This is a genomic window from Mesorhizobium sp. M5C.F.Cr.IN.023.01.1.1, from assembly GCF_003997585.1.
GTDB classification, from domain to species: domain Bacteria; phylum Pseudomonadota; class Alphaproteobacteria; order Rhizobiales; family Rhizobiaceae; genus Mesorhizobium; species Mesorhizobium wenxiniae.
The window spans coordinates 1-15,262 of the sequence record NZ_RZSU01000135.1 but is presented as its reverse complement, the minus strand read 5'-3'; the positions used below and the strand labels follow the sequence as shown (position 1 = coordinate 15,262).

Genomic DNA, 15,262 nt, shown 5'->3' with positions numbered 1-15,262 from the left:
CTACCAATACGTGCCGCATCATCTGCGCCACGGCGAGCATCTCGAGCCCGCCTACCTCGCGGTCAATCCGCAAGGGCTGGTGCCGGCGCTGATCCTCGGCGACGGCACGCTGCTGACGCAATCGCTGGCGATCATCGAATTTCTCGACGAGACCCGGCCCGAACCGCCGCTTTTGCCGCAGGACGCGCTCGGCCGGGCCCGCGTCAGGATGCTGGCTCAGATGATCGCCTGCGACATCCATCCGGTGAACAATCTGCGCGTTCTGACCTCACTGCGCACCCTGTTCGGCGCTGGCGACGAGGACGTCGTCAACTGGTTCCGGCACTGGGTGAACGAAGGCTTCCAGCCGCTTGAAAAGATTCTGGCTTCCTCGCCCGAAACCGGGACATTCTGCCACGGCGACACGCCGGGGCTGGCCGACATCTGCCTGGTGGCTCAGGTCGCCAGCAATGCGCGTTTCGGCGTCGACCTGACGCCCTACCCGACGATCACACGTGTCCACGCCGCCTGCATGGCGGTGCCGGCCTTTCAAAAGGCCGCGCCGGCGAACCAGATCGATGCTGAATAGAGCGAGTTGGATTAAAGCGTGAGGAATTGCCGATGAAAGCCGTTGTCTTCGAAAAATTCGGCGAAACGCCGACGATCCAGACTGTTCCCGATCCGGAGCCGGCACTGGGCGGCGTTGTCATCAAGGTCGAGGCGACCGGTCTCTGCCGCAGCGACTGGCATGGCTGGATGGGCCATGACGATGGCATTCGCCTGCCGCATGTGCCTGGCCACGAGCTTGCCGGCGTCGTGGTGGCCGCCGGCAGCCAAGTGACCCGCTGGAAGGCCGGCGAGCGCGTCACCGTGCCGTTCGCCGTCGGCTGCGGCCGCTGCTTCGAATGCAGCTCCGGCAACCATCAGGTCTGCGAGCATCAGTCCCAGCCGGGCTTCACCGGCTGGGGATCGTTCGCCGAATATGTTGCCATCGACCATGCCGACACCAATCTGGTCCGCTTGCCGGACGAGATGGAATTCGCCACCGCCGCCAGTCTCGGCTGTCGCTTCGTCACCTCGTTCCGCGCCATTGTCGACCAGGGCCGGGTGACGCCCGGCGAATGGGTGGCCGTGCATGGCTGCGGCGGCGTCGGCCTGTCGGCGATCATGATCGCCAGCGCCATGGGTGCCAACGTGATTGCCATCGATCTGACCGACGAGAAGCTGGACTTCGCCAGCAAGATCGGCGCGGTGGCGACGATCAATGCGTCGAAGACGCCGAATGTGGTCAAGGCGGTCAAGCAGATCACCAATGGCGGCGCGCATATGTCGATGGACGCGCTTGGCCACCCGACGACCTCGTTCAACTCGATCGCGAATCTGCGCCGGCGCGGTCGCCATGTGCAGGTCGGCCTGATGCTCGGCGATCACGCCAGGCCAGAGATTCCGATGGACAAGGTGATTGCCTTCGAACTCGAAATCCGCGGCAGCCACGGCATGCAGGCTCACCGTTACCAGGCGATGATGGAAATGATCCGCACCGGAAAGCTGAAGCCCGAACTGCTGGTCGGCAAGCGGATCAGCCTCGACGAGGCGCCCGCGGCCTTGATGGCGATGGGCGGTTTCGAAGGCATCGGCATTGGCGTGGTGACAAAGTTCTAGCCAAGTCGGCTCTCCCTTCTCCCCCTGTGGGAGAAGGTGTCGCCGAAGGCGACGGATGAGGCGTGCTCCAGCTTGGCACGGATGGCGATCCTTCCAACACCCCCCTTCCATCTTGGCGCTGCGCGCCAATCCACCTTCTCCCACAAGGGGGAAGGAAGAAGGGCCGGCGCCTATCTCGCATATCTCTTCGCACCGACCACGCAAAGCACGACGGCAGCGGTGACCGCGATCATGGCAGGACTGACCTGCTCGCGCAGCAGCATTGCTGCCAGCCCAAGACCGAAGAAAGGCTGGAGAAGCTGCAACTGTCCGACCGCAGCAATGCCGCCTTGCGCCAGTCCGCGATACCAGAACACAAAACCGATCAGCATGCTGAACAGCGAGACATAGGCCAGGCCGATCCAGGCGGCCTTGCCGACGCTTTCGAGCGACGGCGGCATGGTGATGAGCGTCAGAGCCAGCATGACCGGCAGCGACAGCACCAGCGCCCACGAGATCACCTGCCAGCCGCCTAGCTTGCGGGACAGCGTGGCTCCTTCCGCATAGCCCAGTCCGCACAGGATGATTGCGGCCAGCATCAGCATGTCGCCAACCGGCGAGGCCGAAACGCCTTGCGTCACCGCAAAACCGGCAACAAGGGCGCTGCCAAGGCACGAAAACAGCCAGAAGGCCGGTTTGGGGCGATCGCTGCCGCGAATGACGCCGAAGATCGCGGTCGCCAGCGGCAACAGGCCGACGAAAATGATCGAATGGGCCGAGGTGATGTGCTTGAGCGCCAGCGCGGTCAGCAACGGAAAGCCGACCACCACGCCGAGCGCCACAATGGCCAGCGACAACAGATCTCGTCGGTCCGGACGCTTCTGGCGAAAAATGAGCAGAAGCGCGAGGCCGAGAATGCCTGCCGTGGCAGCGCGGGCGACGGTTAGGAAAGCCGGATCGAAATCCATCACCGCCACGCGCGTTGCCGGAAGCGATCCGCTGAAAATCAGAACGCCTACAAATCCGTTGATCCAGCCACCCGCCGTCTTGTCCATCGCATGCTCCTGATGTTCTCGCCCTCTATCGGGCCGGACGTATGGCGCCACCAGAGACAATGAGGTACAGTTCGATAAAACTGTCATGGTAGGCTGAGCAGTACGGATGGACGAGCAGGCGACGGCAAGTGAGGGCAGCGGGACGCTCGTCGAAAGCGTCATGGCGACGATCAGGCACAGGATCGCCGCGCGCAGCCTGACACCGGGAACACGATTGCCTTCGATCCGGGCTTTTGCGAAAACCAGGCAGGTTTCGAAATCCACCGTGGTCGAAGCCTATGAGCGCCTTGCGGCGGAGGGCATCATTCGCTCGCGTCCAGGTTCGGGTTTTTATGCCGCCGGTCCGCTGGCTCCCTTGTCACTGGCCGAGATCGGCCCCAGGCTTGACCGTGCTGTCGATCCGCTCTGGGTTTCGCGCCAGTCGCTGGAATCCGGCGACGGCGTGCTCAAACCCGGCTGCGGCTGGCTGCCTGCCTCGTGGATGCCGGAGGCTGGATTGCGCCGGGCGCTGCGGACAATGGCACGCGGCGACGATGTCACGCTGACGGATTACGGCACCCCGCTCGGGCTGCCGCCGCTGCGCCATCTGCTCGCACGGCGCATGGCAGAGCACGGCATCGAAGCCTCTCCCGACCAGATCATGCTGACGGAATCGGGCACCCAGGCCATCGACCTCCTCTGCCGGTTCCTGCTCGAGCCGGGCGACACGGTGCTGGTGGACGACCCCTGCTATTTCAACTTCCATGCCCTGTTGCGGGCTCACCGGGCCAACGTGGTCGGCGTTCCCTATACGCCGTCGGGGCCGGATATCGAGCTGTTTGCGCAGGCGCTGCTCGAGCACCGGCCGCGCCTCTACATCACCAATTCCGCGCTTCACAATCCAACGGGTGCAATTCTGTCGCCGGTCGTCGCCCATCGATTGCTCAAGCTCGCCGACCAATCGGATCTGACGATCATCGAAGACGATATTTTTGCCGACTTCGAACACACGCCCGCACCCAGGCTGGCGGCGTTCGACGGCCTTGGTCGCGTCGTCCATATCGGCAGCTTCTCCAAGACTCTTTCGGCGTCGGTGCGCTGCGGCTTCATCGCGTCTCCGCGCGACTGGATGGAAGGGCTGACCGACCTCAAGATCGCCACGTCCTTCGGCAGCGGCAGGCTTGCCTCCGAACTGGTGCTGACGCTGCTGAAGGACGGCAGCTATCGCAAGCACGTGGATTTGCTGCGCACGCGGCTTTCACGCGCCATGGCTGAGATAAGCACCCGCCTGAAGGCAATCGGCATCACGCCGTGGATCGACCAGCCTGCCGGCATGTTTTTGTGGTGCAGCCTGCCGGAAAACGTGGATGCAGCTGAAATGGCCCGCCGCGCCTTGTCGGCCAATGTCGTGCTGGCGCCCGGCAATGCGTTCAGCCTGTCCCAGACTGCCAGCCGTTTCCTGCGCTTCAACGTCGCGCAGTCAGCAGACGAGAGAATTTTCAGGACGCTCGAAGAGGCGATGTCGCGTTGATTTTCGCTGTCACGAAAATGCGTGGCATTGGCGCTTCGCCCCTCACGCCCCTGCCCGCCTGCGGCGCCGCTCATAGAGCATAACCAGCGTTTCGGCGGTCAGCGCCGGCTTCTGCTCACCTTCGATCTCGACGATGTTGGCGGCCTTCATCAGATATTGGCCGGGGCCTTTGTCCTCCACGGACAAAAGCGTGATGCGCAGCCTGATGCGTGCGCCGGCCCTGACCGGCGCCAGGAACCGCACCTTGTCAAAACCATAGTTGAAGACGGCTTGCGTGTTTTCGGGCACGATGCCCATATCGAGCGCCAGCGCGCCGATGATCGACAGCGTTAGATAGCCATGCGCGATGGTGGCGCGAAACGGGCTCTGCCGCTTCGCCCGCTCTGGATCGACATGGATCCATTGGCGGTCGCCCGTGCATTCGGCGGACTGGTCGATGCGGCTCTGGTCGACCGTCGTCCACTCCGACACGCCAAGTTCCTGCCCTGTCATCGTCCTGAGCTGCTCGTAGGTCGGCGGCGTCCTCAGCCGTGTTTGCGTCATTCCTGCTTTCCCGATCGCTTGCCCTGCCTCCGGACCACGAACCGGCCGCCTCTGTCAATTCGCTCCGCGTGTTCCGCTGCGGTATCCTCGGCCGGATCGCGTCAATGCCTGTGTCCAGCGCCGCAAACAGGTTCATCCGGACAAGAGGGACCTTGTGCGCCTCGCCGGGGCTAACGACCAACAATACGGCTTTCAGGAGCCGGAATGACGGGAGAAAAGTCCGCCTGCTTTTGCTTGGGAACAGCTTACTTCTTATCGTAGCCGCTGCGAATTTCCGCCATCGCCTCTTTGATGCGGTCGCGCAGGATCTCGACCGATTCGTTACCGGATTTCCTGGCCAGTTCGGCCACCTCGCCGGCATTCTTCAACGCGGTTTCGAAAGATTTCCTGGCGAACGCCGTTTGCTTGGCCATCAACTCCCGAGGATCGCCCGGCGCCCTGTAGCTCTGCGCCATGTCCGCGATCTCGTCCAGTGTGTCCTGCAGCATCTCGCGTTGTCTGGAGAGCAGTGACGACGCTCCGGCAGCACTTGCCCTGGCTGATTTTTCCAGTGCCTCGAGGTTCTTGCGATGATGGTTGAGGATCGCCTCGACATCGACGTTCGGCAGCTTCAGGTCGCGGCCGAACCTGCCGAAGATGTCCATGAAGGAATCGGAATCCGATCGCTTTGCCATGCTGGTTTCTCCCCTGTTGCTGCGAATGCGTCACCTGAAAAGGAGGGCACCAGAGCTTCACGGTCCATTCGGAGGTGCAATACATCGCGGCTCAGTCGACGAGGAACAGCCGTTCCGCGGTATGGAGCACGACGCCGGCAAGGCCGCCGATGATCATGCCGTTGAAGCGGATATATTGCAGGTCCCTGCCGATGTTCATCTCGATCAGCCTGGTAAGCTGGGCAAGGTCCCAACGCTTGACCTGATCGGCGATGAATTTCGAGACGCCGCTCTTCTGGCTTTCGACGAAAGACGACAGCGCTACGACGAACCCCTGGTTCATGTCGGCCCTGATCTGTGCGTCGCCGGCAAGATGGCGGCCGACCTCGACGAACATGTTGGCGAGATGGGCGCGGATCATCGAATTCGGCGCCTTGGCATCCTGCTCGATGAACAGGCTGAGGCTTGCCCACATGTCGCCGGCCAGCGCCTTCAGCTCCGGCCGGGCGAGGAAATCGCGCTTCAGTTTCTCGGCGCGCTTGGCGTATTGCTTGGACGTTCTCAGCCGCTCGACGAAGCTCAGGACAAAACGGTCGAACTCGGCGCGCATCGGGTGATCGGGATCGGCCCTCACCTCGTCGAGCAGCGAACCGGCGGAGGCGACGATCTTGTTCAGCAGATAGGCGTCGGCGCGAAACAGGTTGAACAGCGACGGCAGTTCCTCGCGGATCTTCTCGCGCATCGTCGCCAGCGCCTGCTCGTCGCGCAGGAAGCGGCCGACCACCTTGGTGAATTCGTCGAACAGTCTTTGGTGGCGGCGATCATCGGTCAGAGCCGACAGCAACTCGGCGGCGAGCGGCGCCAGCGGCACCTTTTCGATCTGCTCCAGCATGCGGCTGGTGACGAAGCCGCGCAGGCCGGATTGCTCGACCGCCGCCAGTGTCTGCGGCACCAGCCGGCCGACGAAATGCGACAGATCGGCGGCGCGGTTCTGGTCGGCCAGCCAGTCGGCGACGAGCGCGGAAAAGTCGACCTCGGCAAGCTTTTCGCGCACCGGCTCGGGCGCCAGGAAATTGACCTCGATGAAGCGGCCGAGATTGTCGGCGATGCGATTCTGGTTCTCCGGGATGATCGCGGTGTGCGGGATCGGCAGGCCGAGCGGCCGTCTGAACAGCGCCACCACCGCATACCAGTCGGCCAGCCCACCGATCGTCGCCGCCTCGGCGAAAGCGGCGACGAAGCCCAGCCAGGCAAAACGGCCCTCGAACGACTTGGCCACCGCAAAGATGAGGACGCAGAGCGCGAGCGCTGCGGTGGCGACGAACTTGGTGCGCCGAAGCGCCGAAAGCTTGGCCTCCGCGTCGGCATCGAACCGAGCGGATGCCAAAGCCGGTGCTGATTGTGACATGGATGAACTGCTCCTGGTCGATCTCGCGGACTTAACTTAGTAATCCGCCCACCCGAATGCGCGCCATATCAGGATTATGGTTTGCGCGACCGCCCACACAAACTTGACAGAAAAATTCACCTATCATGCGGTGCTTGTCTGGAATTATTCCAAGGTATAGGCCATATTAGGCTTAAGCTAATGCTTCGTGAGGATAAAATGCGGCTGACACGCCAGACCAACTACGCGATGCGCATCCTGATGTATTGCGCCGCTAATACCGATCGGCTGAGCCGGATTCCGGAGATCGCTGCCGCCTACTCGGTGTCGGAACTCTTTCTTTTCAAGATCCTGCAGCCTTTGGTCGAGCATGGTCTGGTCGAGACCGTGCGCGGCAGGAACGGCGGCGTCAGGCTCGGCCGCCCGGCCGAATCGATCACACTGTTCGACGTCGTGCGCGTGACCGAAGAGAGCTTCGCCATGGCTGAATGCTTCGAGAACGATGCCGCCGAATGTCCGCTGGTCGACAGTTGCGCACTGAATTCGGCGCTGCGCGAGGCGCTCAACGCCTTCTTCGCCGTGCTCGAGCGCTATACGATCGCCGACATGGTGGCGGCGCGCCCGAATGTGCGCCACCTTCTCGGCATCGACATGCTCGAACGCCGGGCGCCTGCCGCCTGATTTTCGTGTCGCATCGCCAAGGTTTGAATTCGCCCCTTGCCGCCTCCGAGCGCTTGCGCTGCCCCTCACCTGCCTGCCGGCATCCTCTCCCGTATAGTGATGGGGAGAGGGACAATGTCATCGACGGTTTCGCCAACCTCCAACATTGCAAGAAGGACGCCAGCGTTGCGGCCAGCTACTTTCTCCCCGTTCACGGGGAGAAATGCCCGGCAGGGCAATGAGGGGCGGCGCCGACTTCGACAATTGACGCGTCAATGCCGCAAGCGCAGGGGCGTCATTTTGCAGGCCGGCTGAATATCAACAGACCTACGCCGCGGACTGCGGCAGGACGAACGGCATGTCTCCGGCGGGCAGCACGCCGACCCTCAGCCGGCAATCGAAGACTTTTTCGATCAGATCGTCGCTCAGCACGTCCTGCGGTGAGCCGGTGGCGGCAAGCCTGCCGCGATGCATGACGAAAATCCGGTCGGCATACATGGCCGTCAAATTGAGGTCGTGCAGGATGGCGACCACGCCGCCGCCCCTTGTGGCGAAATCGCGGGCGATGTTCATGATGATCAATTGGTGATTGATGTCGAGGCTGGAAACCGGCTCGTCGAGAAAGAGATAGCGCGGTTTGCCGTCGAGGACCGGCGCCCAGACCTGGCAGAGCACACGGGCCAACTGCACGCGCTGCTGCTCGCCGCCCGAAAGCTCCTGGTAGAACCGGCCGGCAAAGCCGTCGAGATCGACGCGCGCCAGCGCCCGTTCGGGCAGGCGCTCGTCCTCGCCAGCCAGTGCGCCCGAGCGCCCGCCGAGCAGGCCGAGCCTGACGATCTCGCGCACAGTAAACGGAAAGGACAGCGTCGTCGCCTGAGGCAGCACGGCCCGCATCGTCGCTGCCTCGACCGGCTTAATCACCGACAGCTCGCGGCCGTTGATGGTGACCTCTCCCGAATAGGCAAGATCGCCGGACAACGCCCTCAAGAAAGTCGTCTTGCCCGAACCGTTGGGACCGACGATGGCCGCCATTTCGCCGGGCCGCATGTCGAAATCGACATTGGCGACGATACGCTTGCCGCCGATCTCCACCGAGACATCCCGCGCTTGGATCATGCCCGCACTTCGATCATGAAAAGCCCTCTCACAGGTCCCCCTCTCACAGATCAATGACCCCACGCTTGCGCAGCAGGATCCAGAGGAAGAACGGAGCGCCGGCGATCGCGGTGACGATGCCGATCGGCAGCTCGGCCGGCGCCACGATGGTGCGGGCGACGGCGTCGGCCAGCAGCAGCAGGCAAGCGCCGAGCAGGGCCGACGCCGGCAGCAAATAACGATTGTCCGGGCCGATAGCCAGGCGCAGCAAATGCGGCACGACGATGCCGACAAATCCGATGCCGCCGCTGACGGCGACAGATGCCCCAACTGCCGCCGAAACGCCGATGATGGCGGTGTATTTCAGCCGCTGCACCGGGATGCCGAGATGGCCGGCGGTGGCTTCGCCCAGCGCCAGCGCGTTGAGGCCGCGCGCCAGAAACGGCATCGCCGCCAGCGCCAGCACTATGATCGGTCCGACGGAGCCGATCTTCTGCCAGGTTGCGCCGGCGAGCGAACCAAGCTGCCAGAAGGTCAAGTCGCGCAGCTGCCGGTCGTCGGCCATGAAGATCAGGATACCGGTCAGCGCCATGGCAAGGGCCGCCAGCGCAATGCCGGCGAGCAGCATGGTGGCGACCGAGGTTTGGCCGTGCCGGGTGGCGACCTGATAAAGCACCAATGTCGTCGCCAGCCCGCCGCAGAACGCCGCCAGCGGCAGAGCGAGTGTGCCCAGCACCGAGGTTATCGGTGCCAGCGCCGTGGCGCCAAGCACGATGACGGCCACCGCGCCGAGGCTCGATCCACCCGAAACGCCGATGAGACCGGGGTCTGCCAGCGGATTGCGGAACAGCCCTTGCATGACCGCGCCGGAGACGGCAAGTGCGGCGCCGATCAGCACACCGAGGATGACGCGCGGCAGGCGGATGTCGTAGACGATCAGGCGGTCGCGGGCGCTCAGCGCCGCATTGCCGGGTGCTGCACCCAACAGCCAGTCGCCGACGACGCCGACGGCCGAGGCATCGGATGCGCCTGAGGTCAGCGACAGCAGCACGGCAACGGCAAGCCCCAGGCACAAAAGCAGGATGACGATGCGCGCGCGCCCCGAACGGTCGCCGACGGATGCTGTCGCCATAGTGCCCGCACCAGCGATCGATTGATCCACCATTGGGTGCCTGCTCAGTCCGCGGCCTGCCCGCCATAAAGCGCGGCGGCAAGGTCGTGGATGACGTCGGCCGTGCGCGGCCCGAAGCCGAGCAGATAGCCGCCATCCATGCGGATCACCTTGCGCGCGGCACCCGCCGGTGTCGACAGAATGGACGGGTTCGCGAACAATTCGTCATCCGATGCGGCAGGACCGGCATTGTTCATCATCAGGATCACGTCGGGCCTGGCGGTGATAACAGCCTCGTCGGACATTTGCTTGTAGCCGGAGAAGCCGTCAACCGCGTTGACACCGCCGGAAAGCTTGATGATGCCGTCGGCGGCAGTGTCGCCGCCGGAAGCGAGGATCTTGCCGCCCTGCATCGACAGCACGAACAGGACGCGCTTGCGGTCCTTGATCGAGGATGTCTGCTTTTCGGCGGCCTTCAGCTTGGCATCGATCTCGGCTGCCAGCGCATCGGCCTTGGCGTCCACGCCAAGCGCCTTACCGACGATGCGGATCTTTTCGAGAATGCCTTCATGGCCGTAGCGCTCGGGCACCTCGATGAACGGAATGCTCGTTTTCTTCAGCACGTCGACGGCTTGCTTAGGCCCACTGCCGTGCAGCGCCAGGATGCCCGACGGATTGACCGACAGGACACCTTCCGGCGACAGCTGGCGCATGTAGCCGACATCCGGCAGCTTGAGCGCCGCCTCGGGATAACGGCTGGTCGAATCGCGAGCGACCAGCCGATCCTGCTCGCCGAGCGCAAAGACGATCTCGGTGATCGAACCGCCGATGGCGGCAATCCTCGAGGGGTCCGCAAAGACCTCCGTGCCCTCGGTGGCACGGGTCGGCAGCAATGCGGCAAAGACCAGGGCAAGGCCGATCGTGGCCCCAAGCACCATTCTGAAAACACCCGCCCGTTCAAGCAAAGGAGCCACTGTCGTTGTCCTCAGGCTGCGGTCGGGCTTGGAATGCGCGGCAGGTTTTCTGCCAGAAACCGCCAGTCCTCGCGCTCGCTTTCGCCTTCATGGCGCTTGCCGAAGAACTGGATGACCAACTTGCCGTCGGCGCCATAGGCTTCGAGAGACGTGACATGGCCGTCCTTGGTCGGTTTGCGCACGGCCCAGACCTCTTGGATGTGATCGGTTCGCAGATGCAGGTGGAAGGTCTCGTCCAGCACGTTCATCCATGGTCCCATCGGCTTGATCGACTTGATCGGGCCCGAATGGATCTGGATGCAGCCGCGATTGCCGACAAAGCACATGATCGGCATCTCGCCCTCGGCGGCATGATGGAACATGGCACTGACGGCATCGTTGTCGAGCAGCCAGGCGTAATCCTGGCCGACCATGCGCATCGCCTGGCGGCGGTCGAGCTTCAGCGTCTTCAGCATGCCGAAGAACTGATGCACGTCCGTCAGCCGGCTCCAGCGGTCGCGCAGATCGTCGACATCAGCGGAAGCGTCGGAAGGCTCGGCCTCGCTCTCGAGCCCGCCTGAAATCGCACCCCCCTCTGAAGTCGCGACCCCCTCTGGAATCGCAACCATTGACTCCTGGTTCGGCGATTCGAGTTCGGCCACCAGCTTCTGATAGGCATAGAGGTTGGACGCGGGTCTGAGATGCACCTTGTGCACCGCCGCGCCTGCCGCATCGAAGAACTGCAGGCTGCGCCTGATATCGCTGCCGTCGCGCTTTTCGACGGCAAAGCCGTGCGCCCAGACTTTCGGGAAGATGCGCAGGTCGATGTTCTCGCCAAGCACCATGGCATTGTGGGTGCCGGTGACGACTTTGTCGTAGACGCCGATCTTCTCGTGCACAGCGCTTTCGTTGCGGGTCAGCGCCATGACCTCGCCGACGGCTTCGAGGCCGGTCAGAAGGTCGTTGACGCGCGGCTCGACGCGGAAGACGCCGTCGCCGCAATGCGCAGCGACCAGCTCGGCCTCCGAAATGCCAAGCTGGGCGGCGAGATCGCGCTCGCGCGTCTTCGGATTGTCTGCCCGCGCCCGCCGGATCTCGTGCGGAGCGGGTTTTACGCGCTGGTCCATCTTATTACCTACTTGTTGAGGATGAGCTTGCCCTGACGGGTGATCTTCAGCCGATAGAGCGCTCCGTGATGCTCGATGCCGATCTCGTGCTCGCCCTGGAAAAGCGTGTTGCTGGACAGGGTTCTCACGGTCAACGGAACCCGGTCGAAACGAGCCGAATTGTCGTCGGAACGGCGGACGCGATAGCGAAAGTCATTGGGCCGAAAGTCTTTGGGATTGTGCGTGTTCATCTGGTTCGATCCCTCTCCTGGGCGGGGCTGGTCGGCTGGCTCGATGCTGGCGTTAAATGCCGATTCATTTCTTGACTTGAATAATCATGTTTATTAGTCAGTGCAATACCGGACTAAGTGAGTCAAGATTTAAGACGCCGGACACCACGAAAAATGCCAGCAAGCGCCACGCCAGCCAGCATCGAACCTGGAATTTTGGAGTTGGGGCATGGGGTTGGCGAATTGGGGACGGCTGGGTCTGGCGAATGGCAGCCCAGATCCGGAGCATAGGGGTCCGGCGCATCGATCAATGGCAAAGGGCATGGCGGCATTGCTGGCGGGTGCTGCGGCGATCGCTCTGCTCACCCCGCCGGCCAATGCTCAACAGGCAGCCCAACCGACAGCAGACCAGCAGCAGGCCGAACAGGCGCAGCCGCCTGAAGAGGCTGCGCCGGCCCCGGCAGGCGCAACGTTGCTCGACCAGATCCTGGTCATCAGCCGCACCGGCGAGACGGCAATCGAATCCCTGGCTTCGGTCAGCCATGTCGATCAGGAGCAATTGGAACGCCGAATGGCGACGACGCCAAGCGAAATGCTGTTGGGTGTGCCGGGTGTAGCGGTCCAGGCAGACGCAAGGCGCGTCAGCTCCAGCATCAATATCCGTGGCTTGCAGGATTTCGGCCGCGTCGCGGTGATCGTCAACGGTGCGCGGCAGAATTTCCAGCGCTCCGACCACGGCACGCAATCCACCTTCTATATCGACCCGGAGCTCATCAAATCCGTCGACGTGATCCGCGGCCCGGTCGCCAACACCTACGGCTCGGGCGCCATCGGCGGCGTCGTCTTGTTCGAGACCAAGGACGCGGAAGACTATCTTCGCGACGGCGAGACATGGGCGGCGTCCGCGACCGGGCGCTACGAGAGCAATGGCGAAGGCTGGACGACCAGCGCCGCCGGCGCCTACCGTTTCAACGAAAACTGGGATGTCCTCGGCAACATCGTCTATCGCGACTATGACGACTACAAGGATGGCGGCGGCGATACGGTGAACGGCACCGGCTTCGACGTCCTAAGCGGTCTTCTCAAGACAACCATCCGCCCCACTGAAAACAGCGAACTAAAGCTGGGCTGGAATGGCACGAGCGACGGCTGGAACGAGATCAGCGGCGGCACGCCGGTGAATGACGTCGACCTGGAGGCGAATACTTTCACGGCGCGCTACAACATCACCGATGAGGACAAGAGCTGGCTCGATCTCCACGTCAACGCTTCCTACAACAAGACCAAGCTGGAGATGACAAGCCTCGTTCCGCAAAACCGGTTTGATCCGGTCACCGGTCTTCCCATCGTCCTGCCGGTGGGTTCGATGTCGACTTTCGATATCGGCACTTCGGGTATCGACATCTGGAACACCTCGCGTTTCGACACCGCCGGTATTGCGCACGAGCTGACCTACGGTGGCGACTGGGTTGGCGACGACGTCGAGACGGGTGGTGCCGCAGGCGGCGCCAGTTTCTACACCCCTTCGGGCAAGCGAAACGTTTCCGGCGCCTACATCCAGGACAAGCTCACCTGGGACTGGCTCGAAGTCATCGCCGGGCTGCGTTACGACAGCTACAAGCTCGAAAGCGATGTCGGCGAAACTTCCGGCGACCGGCTGTCGCCGCGCATCACCGTCGGCGTCTCGCCGTTCGAAACCGCCAGCCTTTCGGGGCTGCAATTCTACGGCACCTATGCGGAGGGATATCGCTCTCCGTCGCTGTCTGAAACCCTCATCAGTGGCAACCATCCGGCAGGCGTCAGCTTTCCGTTTCTCCCCAATCCCGATCTGAAACCTGAAATCGGCAAGACCGTCGAATTCGGTGTCAACCACAAGCTGGACGACATCCTCGAAGCCGGCGACGCGTTTCGTTTCAAGGCGGCCTACTTCAACAACGATGTCGAAGACTACATCGACGGCGTCACCCTGTCGGCATTCGACCCGACCAGCGGCTGCCCGTTCGGCCCCGGCATCCCGATCTGCTTCCAGTACCAGAACTTTGCAGAAGCCAAGATCCGCGGCTTTGAAATGGAAGGCGTATATGACGCCAGCTGGGGTTTCGCCGGGCTTTCCGCCTCGATCATCGATGGCCACACCATCTCTTATGACGGCGAGCGGGCAGACCTTGTCACCGTCCCCTCTTCCCAGGTCACCGCGCAACTCGGCTTCCGCTTTCTGGAGGACAAGCTGACCGTCGGCGGCGAGGTGCAGTACAATGGCAAGCCGAAGGGCAATCCAGTGGCCAAGGACTACACGCTGGTCAATGCCTTCGCCAGCTACCAGGCGACCGACAATTTCAAGGTCGACTTCCGCGCCGACAATTTGTTCGACGTCAAATACACCAACCCGTTGAATGCATCGGCCACGAGTGTAATTTACGAGCCCGGCGTCACGCTCAAGCTGGCGGCGACAATGCGATTTGGAGGCTGACGACAATGACAAGCTTGACGGCATCGCTTCGCCTGCTGATCTCGGTGCTGGCCATGCCGCTTGTGATGGGTCCGGCGTGGGCGCAACAGTCCGGGCCGATCCCTGCTCTCACGCTTGAACTCAATGGTGCGCAGGCTTCCGAAAAGGGCTGCCGTTTGACGTTTGTGGTCAACAACACTCTCGGCGCCGACCTCTCGAAAGCAGCGTTCGAGATCGCGCTGTTCAACGAGGCCGGCGTCGTCGACCGGCTGACCGTGCTCGACTTCAAGGATCTGCCGGCAGGCAAGACCAAGGTGACGCGTTTCGATCTTGCCGGCGCCGACTGCGCCAAGGTCAGCCGCGTGCTGATCAACAGCGCGACCGAATGCGCGGGCACCGGCATCGAGCCGGGCGCTTGCATGCGGGGACTGAAGACCGAGACCAAGACCGGCATCGCCTTCGGGGTCTGAGAAGACAGACTGGAAGCGGGTACGAGGCCGGCCTGTTGCCGCTAGGGGCAAATGATGTTGATTTGACAAGTGCGCGCCGGTCGCGGCAGGTCTCGTCGCTAGCCATGCAGAAAATCAATCCCCTCCCCGAGGCCACTGGCGAACTGGCGCTTGCGCCGACCGAACCGCTTGCGCCGGCCCGGCCGTCAGCCATGAGCCGCAAATGGACGGCGGCGATCATCGCCTCGTGCCTGTTTCATGCCGCGGTGGCGGCCGCTTTTCTCATCACACCTGCCGGTACATTCGATTCGAAGGACGCAATCCAGTTGGAAGGCACCGATCAAACCGGCGCCAACGTAGTCGGCAGCGCCTTGGATGGTCAGGTCCCGGGCGCGATGAACGTTACCTTGGTGCCCGACCCGCAGCCGGCCAAACCTGAGG

General features: G+C 62.9%; 15 protein-coding genes and 1 pseudogene. 7 read left to right on the top strand and 9 right to left on the bottom strand.

From position 1 onward, the window contains the following. Nucleotides 1-568: maleylacetoacetate isomerase (gene maiA, locus EOA78_RS31485; RefSeq protein WP_127319189.1), on the top strand; the 568-nt coding region annotated here is incomplete at its 5' end. 32 nt (nt 569-600) lie between these two features. Further along, nucleotides 601-1,641, top strand: coding sequence for a zinc-dependent alcohol dehydrogenase family protein (locus EOA78_RS31480; protein WP_127319187.1), 1,041 nt, complete (start codon nt 601-603; stop codon nt 1,639-1,641). 170 nt (nt 1,642-1,811) lie between these two features. Here EOA78_RS31480 and EOA78_RS31475 read toward each other — a convergent pair whose 3' ends face one another. After that, entirely contained in the window at nt 1,812-2,675 is an 864-nt protein-coding gene (locus tag EOA78_RS31475; protein WP_127319185.1) for a DMT family transporter, read from the bottom strand. Nucleotides 2,676-2,781: 106 nt separating this feature from the next. On the opposite strand from EOA78_RS31475, the gene EOA78_RS31470 reads away from it, so the two are divergent. Next, nucleotides 2,782-4,185, top strand: coding sequence for a PLP-dependent aminotransferase family protein (locus EOA78_RS31470; protein ID WP_127319183.1), 1,404 nt, complete (start codon nt 2,782-2,784; stop codon nt 4,183-4,185). A 42-nt stretch (nt 4,186-4,227) separates the two neighbouring features. Here the strand turns inward: EOA78_RS31470 and EOA78_RS31465 are convergent, their stop codons facing one another. The 3 genes from EOA78_RS31465 to EOA78_RS31455 all read right to left on the bottom strand — a co-directional run bounded on the left by EOA78_RS31465 (nt 4,228) and on the right by EOA78_RS31455 (nt 6,789). Next, complete coding sequence (locus EOA78_RS31465) at nt 4,228-4,728, bottom strand: MaoC family dehydratase (RefSeq protein WP_127319181.1); 501 nt, start codon at nt 4,726-4,728, stop codon at nt 4,228-4,230. Nucleotides 4,729-4,973: 245 nt separating this feature from the next. Beyond that, on the bottom strand, nt 4,974-5,402 hold the full coding sequence (locus tag EOA78_RS31460; RefSeq protein ID WP_127319179.1) for a phasin family protein: 429 nt from the start codon (nt 5,400-5,402) through the stop codon (nt 4,974-4,976). Between the two features lie 91 nt (nt 5,403-5,493). After that, on the bottom strand, nt 5,494-6,789 hold the full coding sequence (locus tag EOA78_RS31455; protein WP_127319177.1) for a DUF445 domain-containing protein: 1,296 nt from the start codon (nt 6,787-6,789) through the stop codon (nt 5,494-5,496). Between the two features lie 198 nt (nt 6,790-6,987). Here EOA78_RS31455 and rirA point away from each other — a divergent pair, with 198 nt between their 5' ends. Further along, nucleotides 6,988-7,449 (top strand): iron-responsive transcriptional regulator RirA, encoded by a 462-nt coding sequence (rirA, locus tag EOA78_RS31450; protein ID WP_127319175.1) that lies wholly within the window; start codon nt 6,988-6,990, stop codon nt 7,447-7,449. 306 nt (nt 7,450-7,755) lie between these two features. On the opposite strand, the gene EOA78_RS31440 is transcribed toward rirA, so the two are convergent. From EOA78_RS31440 to hemP, 5 genes are read right to left on the bottom strand one after another with little or no spacing between them, the layout of a single operon-like run. Continuing rightward, the gene (locus tag EOA78_RS31440; RefSeq protein ID WP_127319173.1) at nt 7,756-8,544 is read right to left on the bottom strand and encodes a heme ABC transporter ATP-binding protein; all 789 of its coding nucleotides are present in this window, start codon (nt 8,542-8,544) and stop codon (nt 7,756-7,758) included. A gap of 43 nt (nt 8,545-8,587) precedes the next feature. Further along, complete coding sequence (locus EOA78_RS31435) at nt 8,588-9,688, bottom strand: iron ABC transporter permease (RefSeq protein WP_127319171.1); 1,101 nt, start codon at nt 9,686-9,688, stop codon at nt 8,588-8,590. 11 nt (nt 9,689-9,699) lie between these two features. Beyond that, nucleotides 9,700-10,572: a hemin ABC transporter substrate-binding protein gene (locus EOA78_RS31430; protein ID WP_127319191.1), complete on the bottom strand. Its 873-nt coding sequence runs from the start codon at nt 10,570-10,572 to the stop codon at nt 9,700-9,702. A gap of 47 nt (nt 10,573-10,619) precedes the next feature. Further along, entirely contained in the window at nt 10,620-11,714 is a 1,095-nt protein-coding gene (locus EOA78_RS31425) for a hemin-degrading factor (protein WP_127319169.1), read from the bottom strand. 8 nt (nt 11,715-11,722) lie between these two features. After that, a complete protein-coding gene (hemP, locus tag EOA78_RS31420) occupies nt 11,723-11,944 on the bottom strand; it encodes a hemin uptake protein HemP (protein WP_127319167.1) in 222 nt (73 codons plus the stop codon). A 289-nt stretch (nt 11,945-12,233) separates the two neighbouring features. Here hemP and EOA78_RS31415 point away from each other — a divergent pair, with 289 nt between their 5' ends. The 3 genes and pseudogenes from EOA78_RS31415 to EOA78_RS31405 all read left to right on the top strand — a co-directional run. Continuing rightward, on the top strand, nt 12,234-14,393 hold the full coding sequence (locus tag EOA78_RS31415) for a TonB-dependent hemoglobin/transferrin/lactoferrin family receptor (RefSeq protein WP_245477888.1): 2,160 nt from the start codon (nt 12,234-12,236) through the stop codon (nt 14,391-14,393). 5 nt (nt 14,394-14,398) lie between these two features. Next, a complete protein-coding gene (locus EOA78_RS31410; protein WP_127319163.1) occupies nt 14,399-14,842 on the top strand; it encodes a hypothetical protein in 444 nt (147 codons plus the stop codon). Nucleotides 14,843-14,946: 104 nt separating this feature from the next. After that, nucleotides 14,947-15,262 (top strand): annotated as a pseudogene (locus EOA78_RS31405) (energy transducer TonB); the annotation flags it as partial.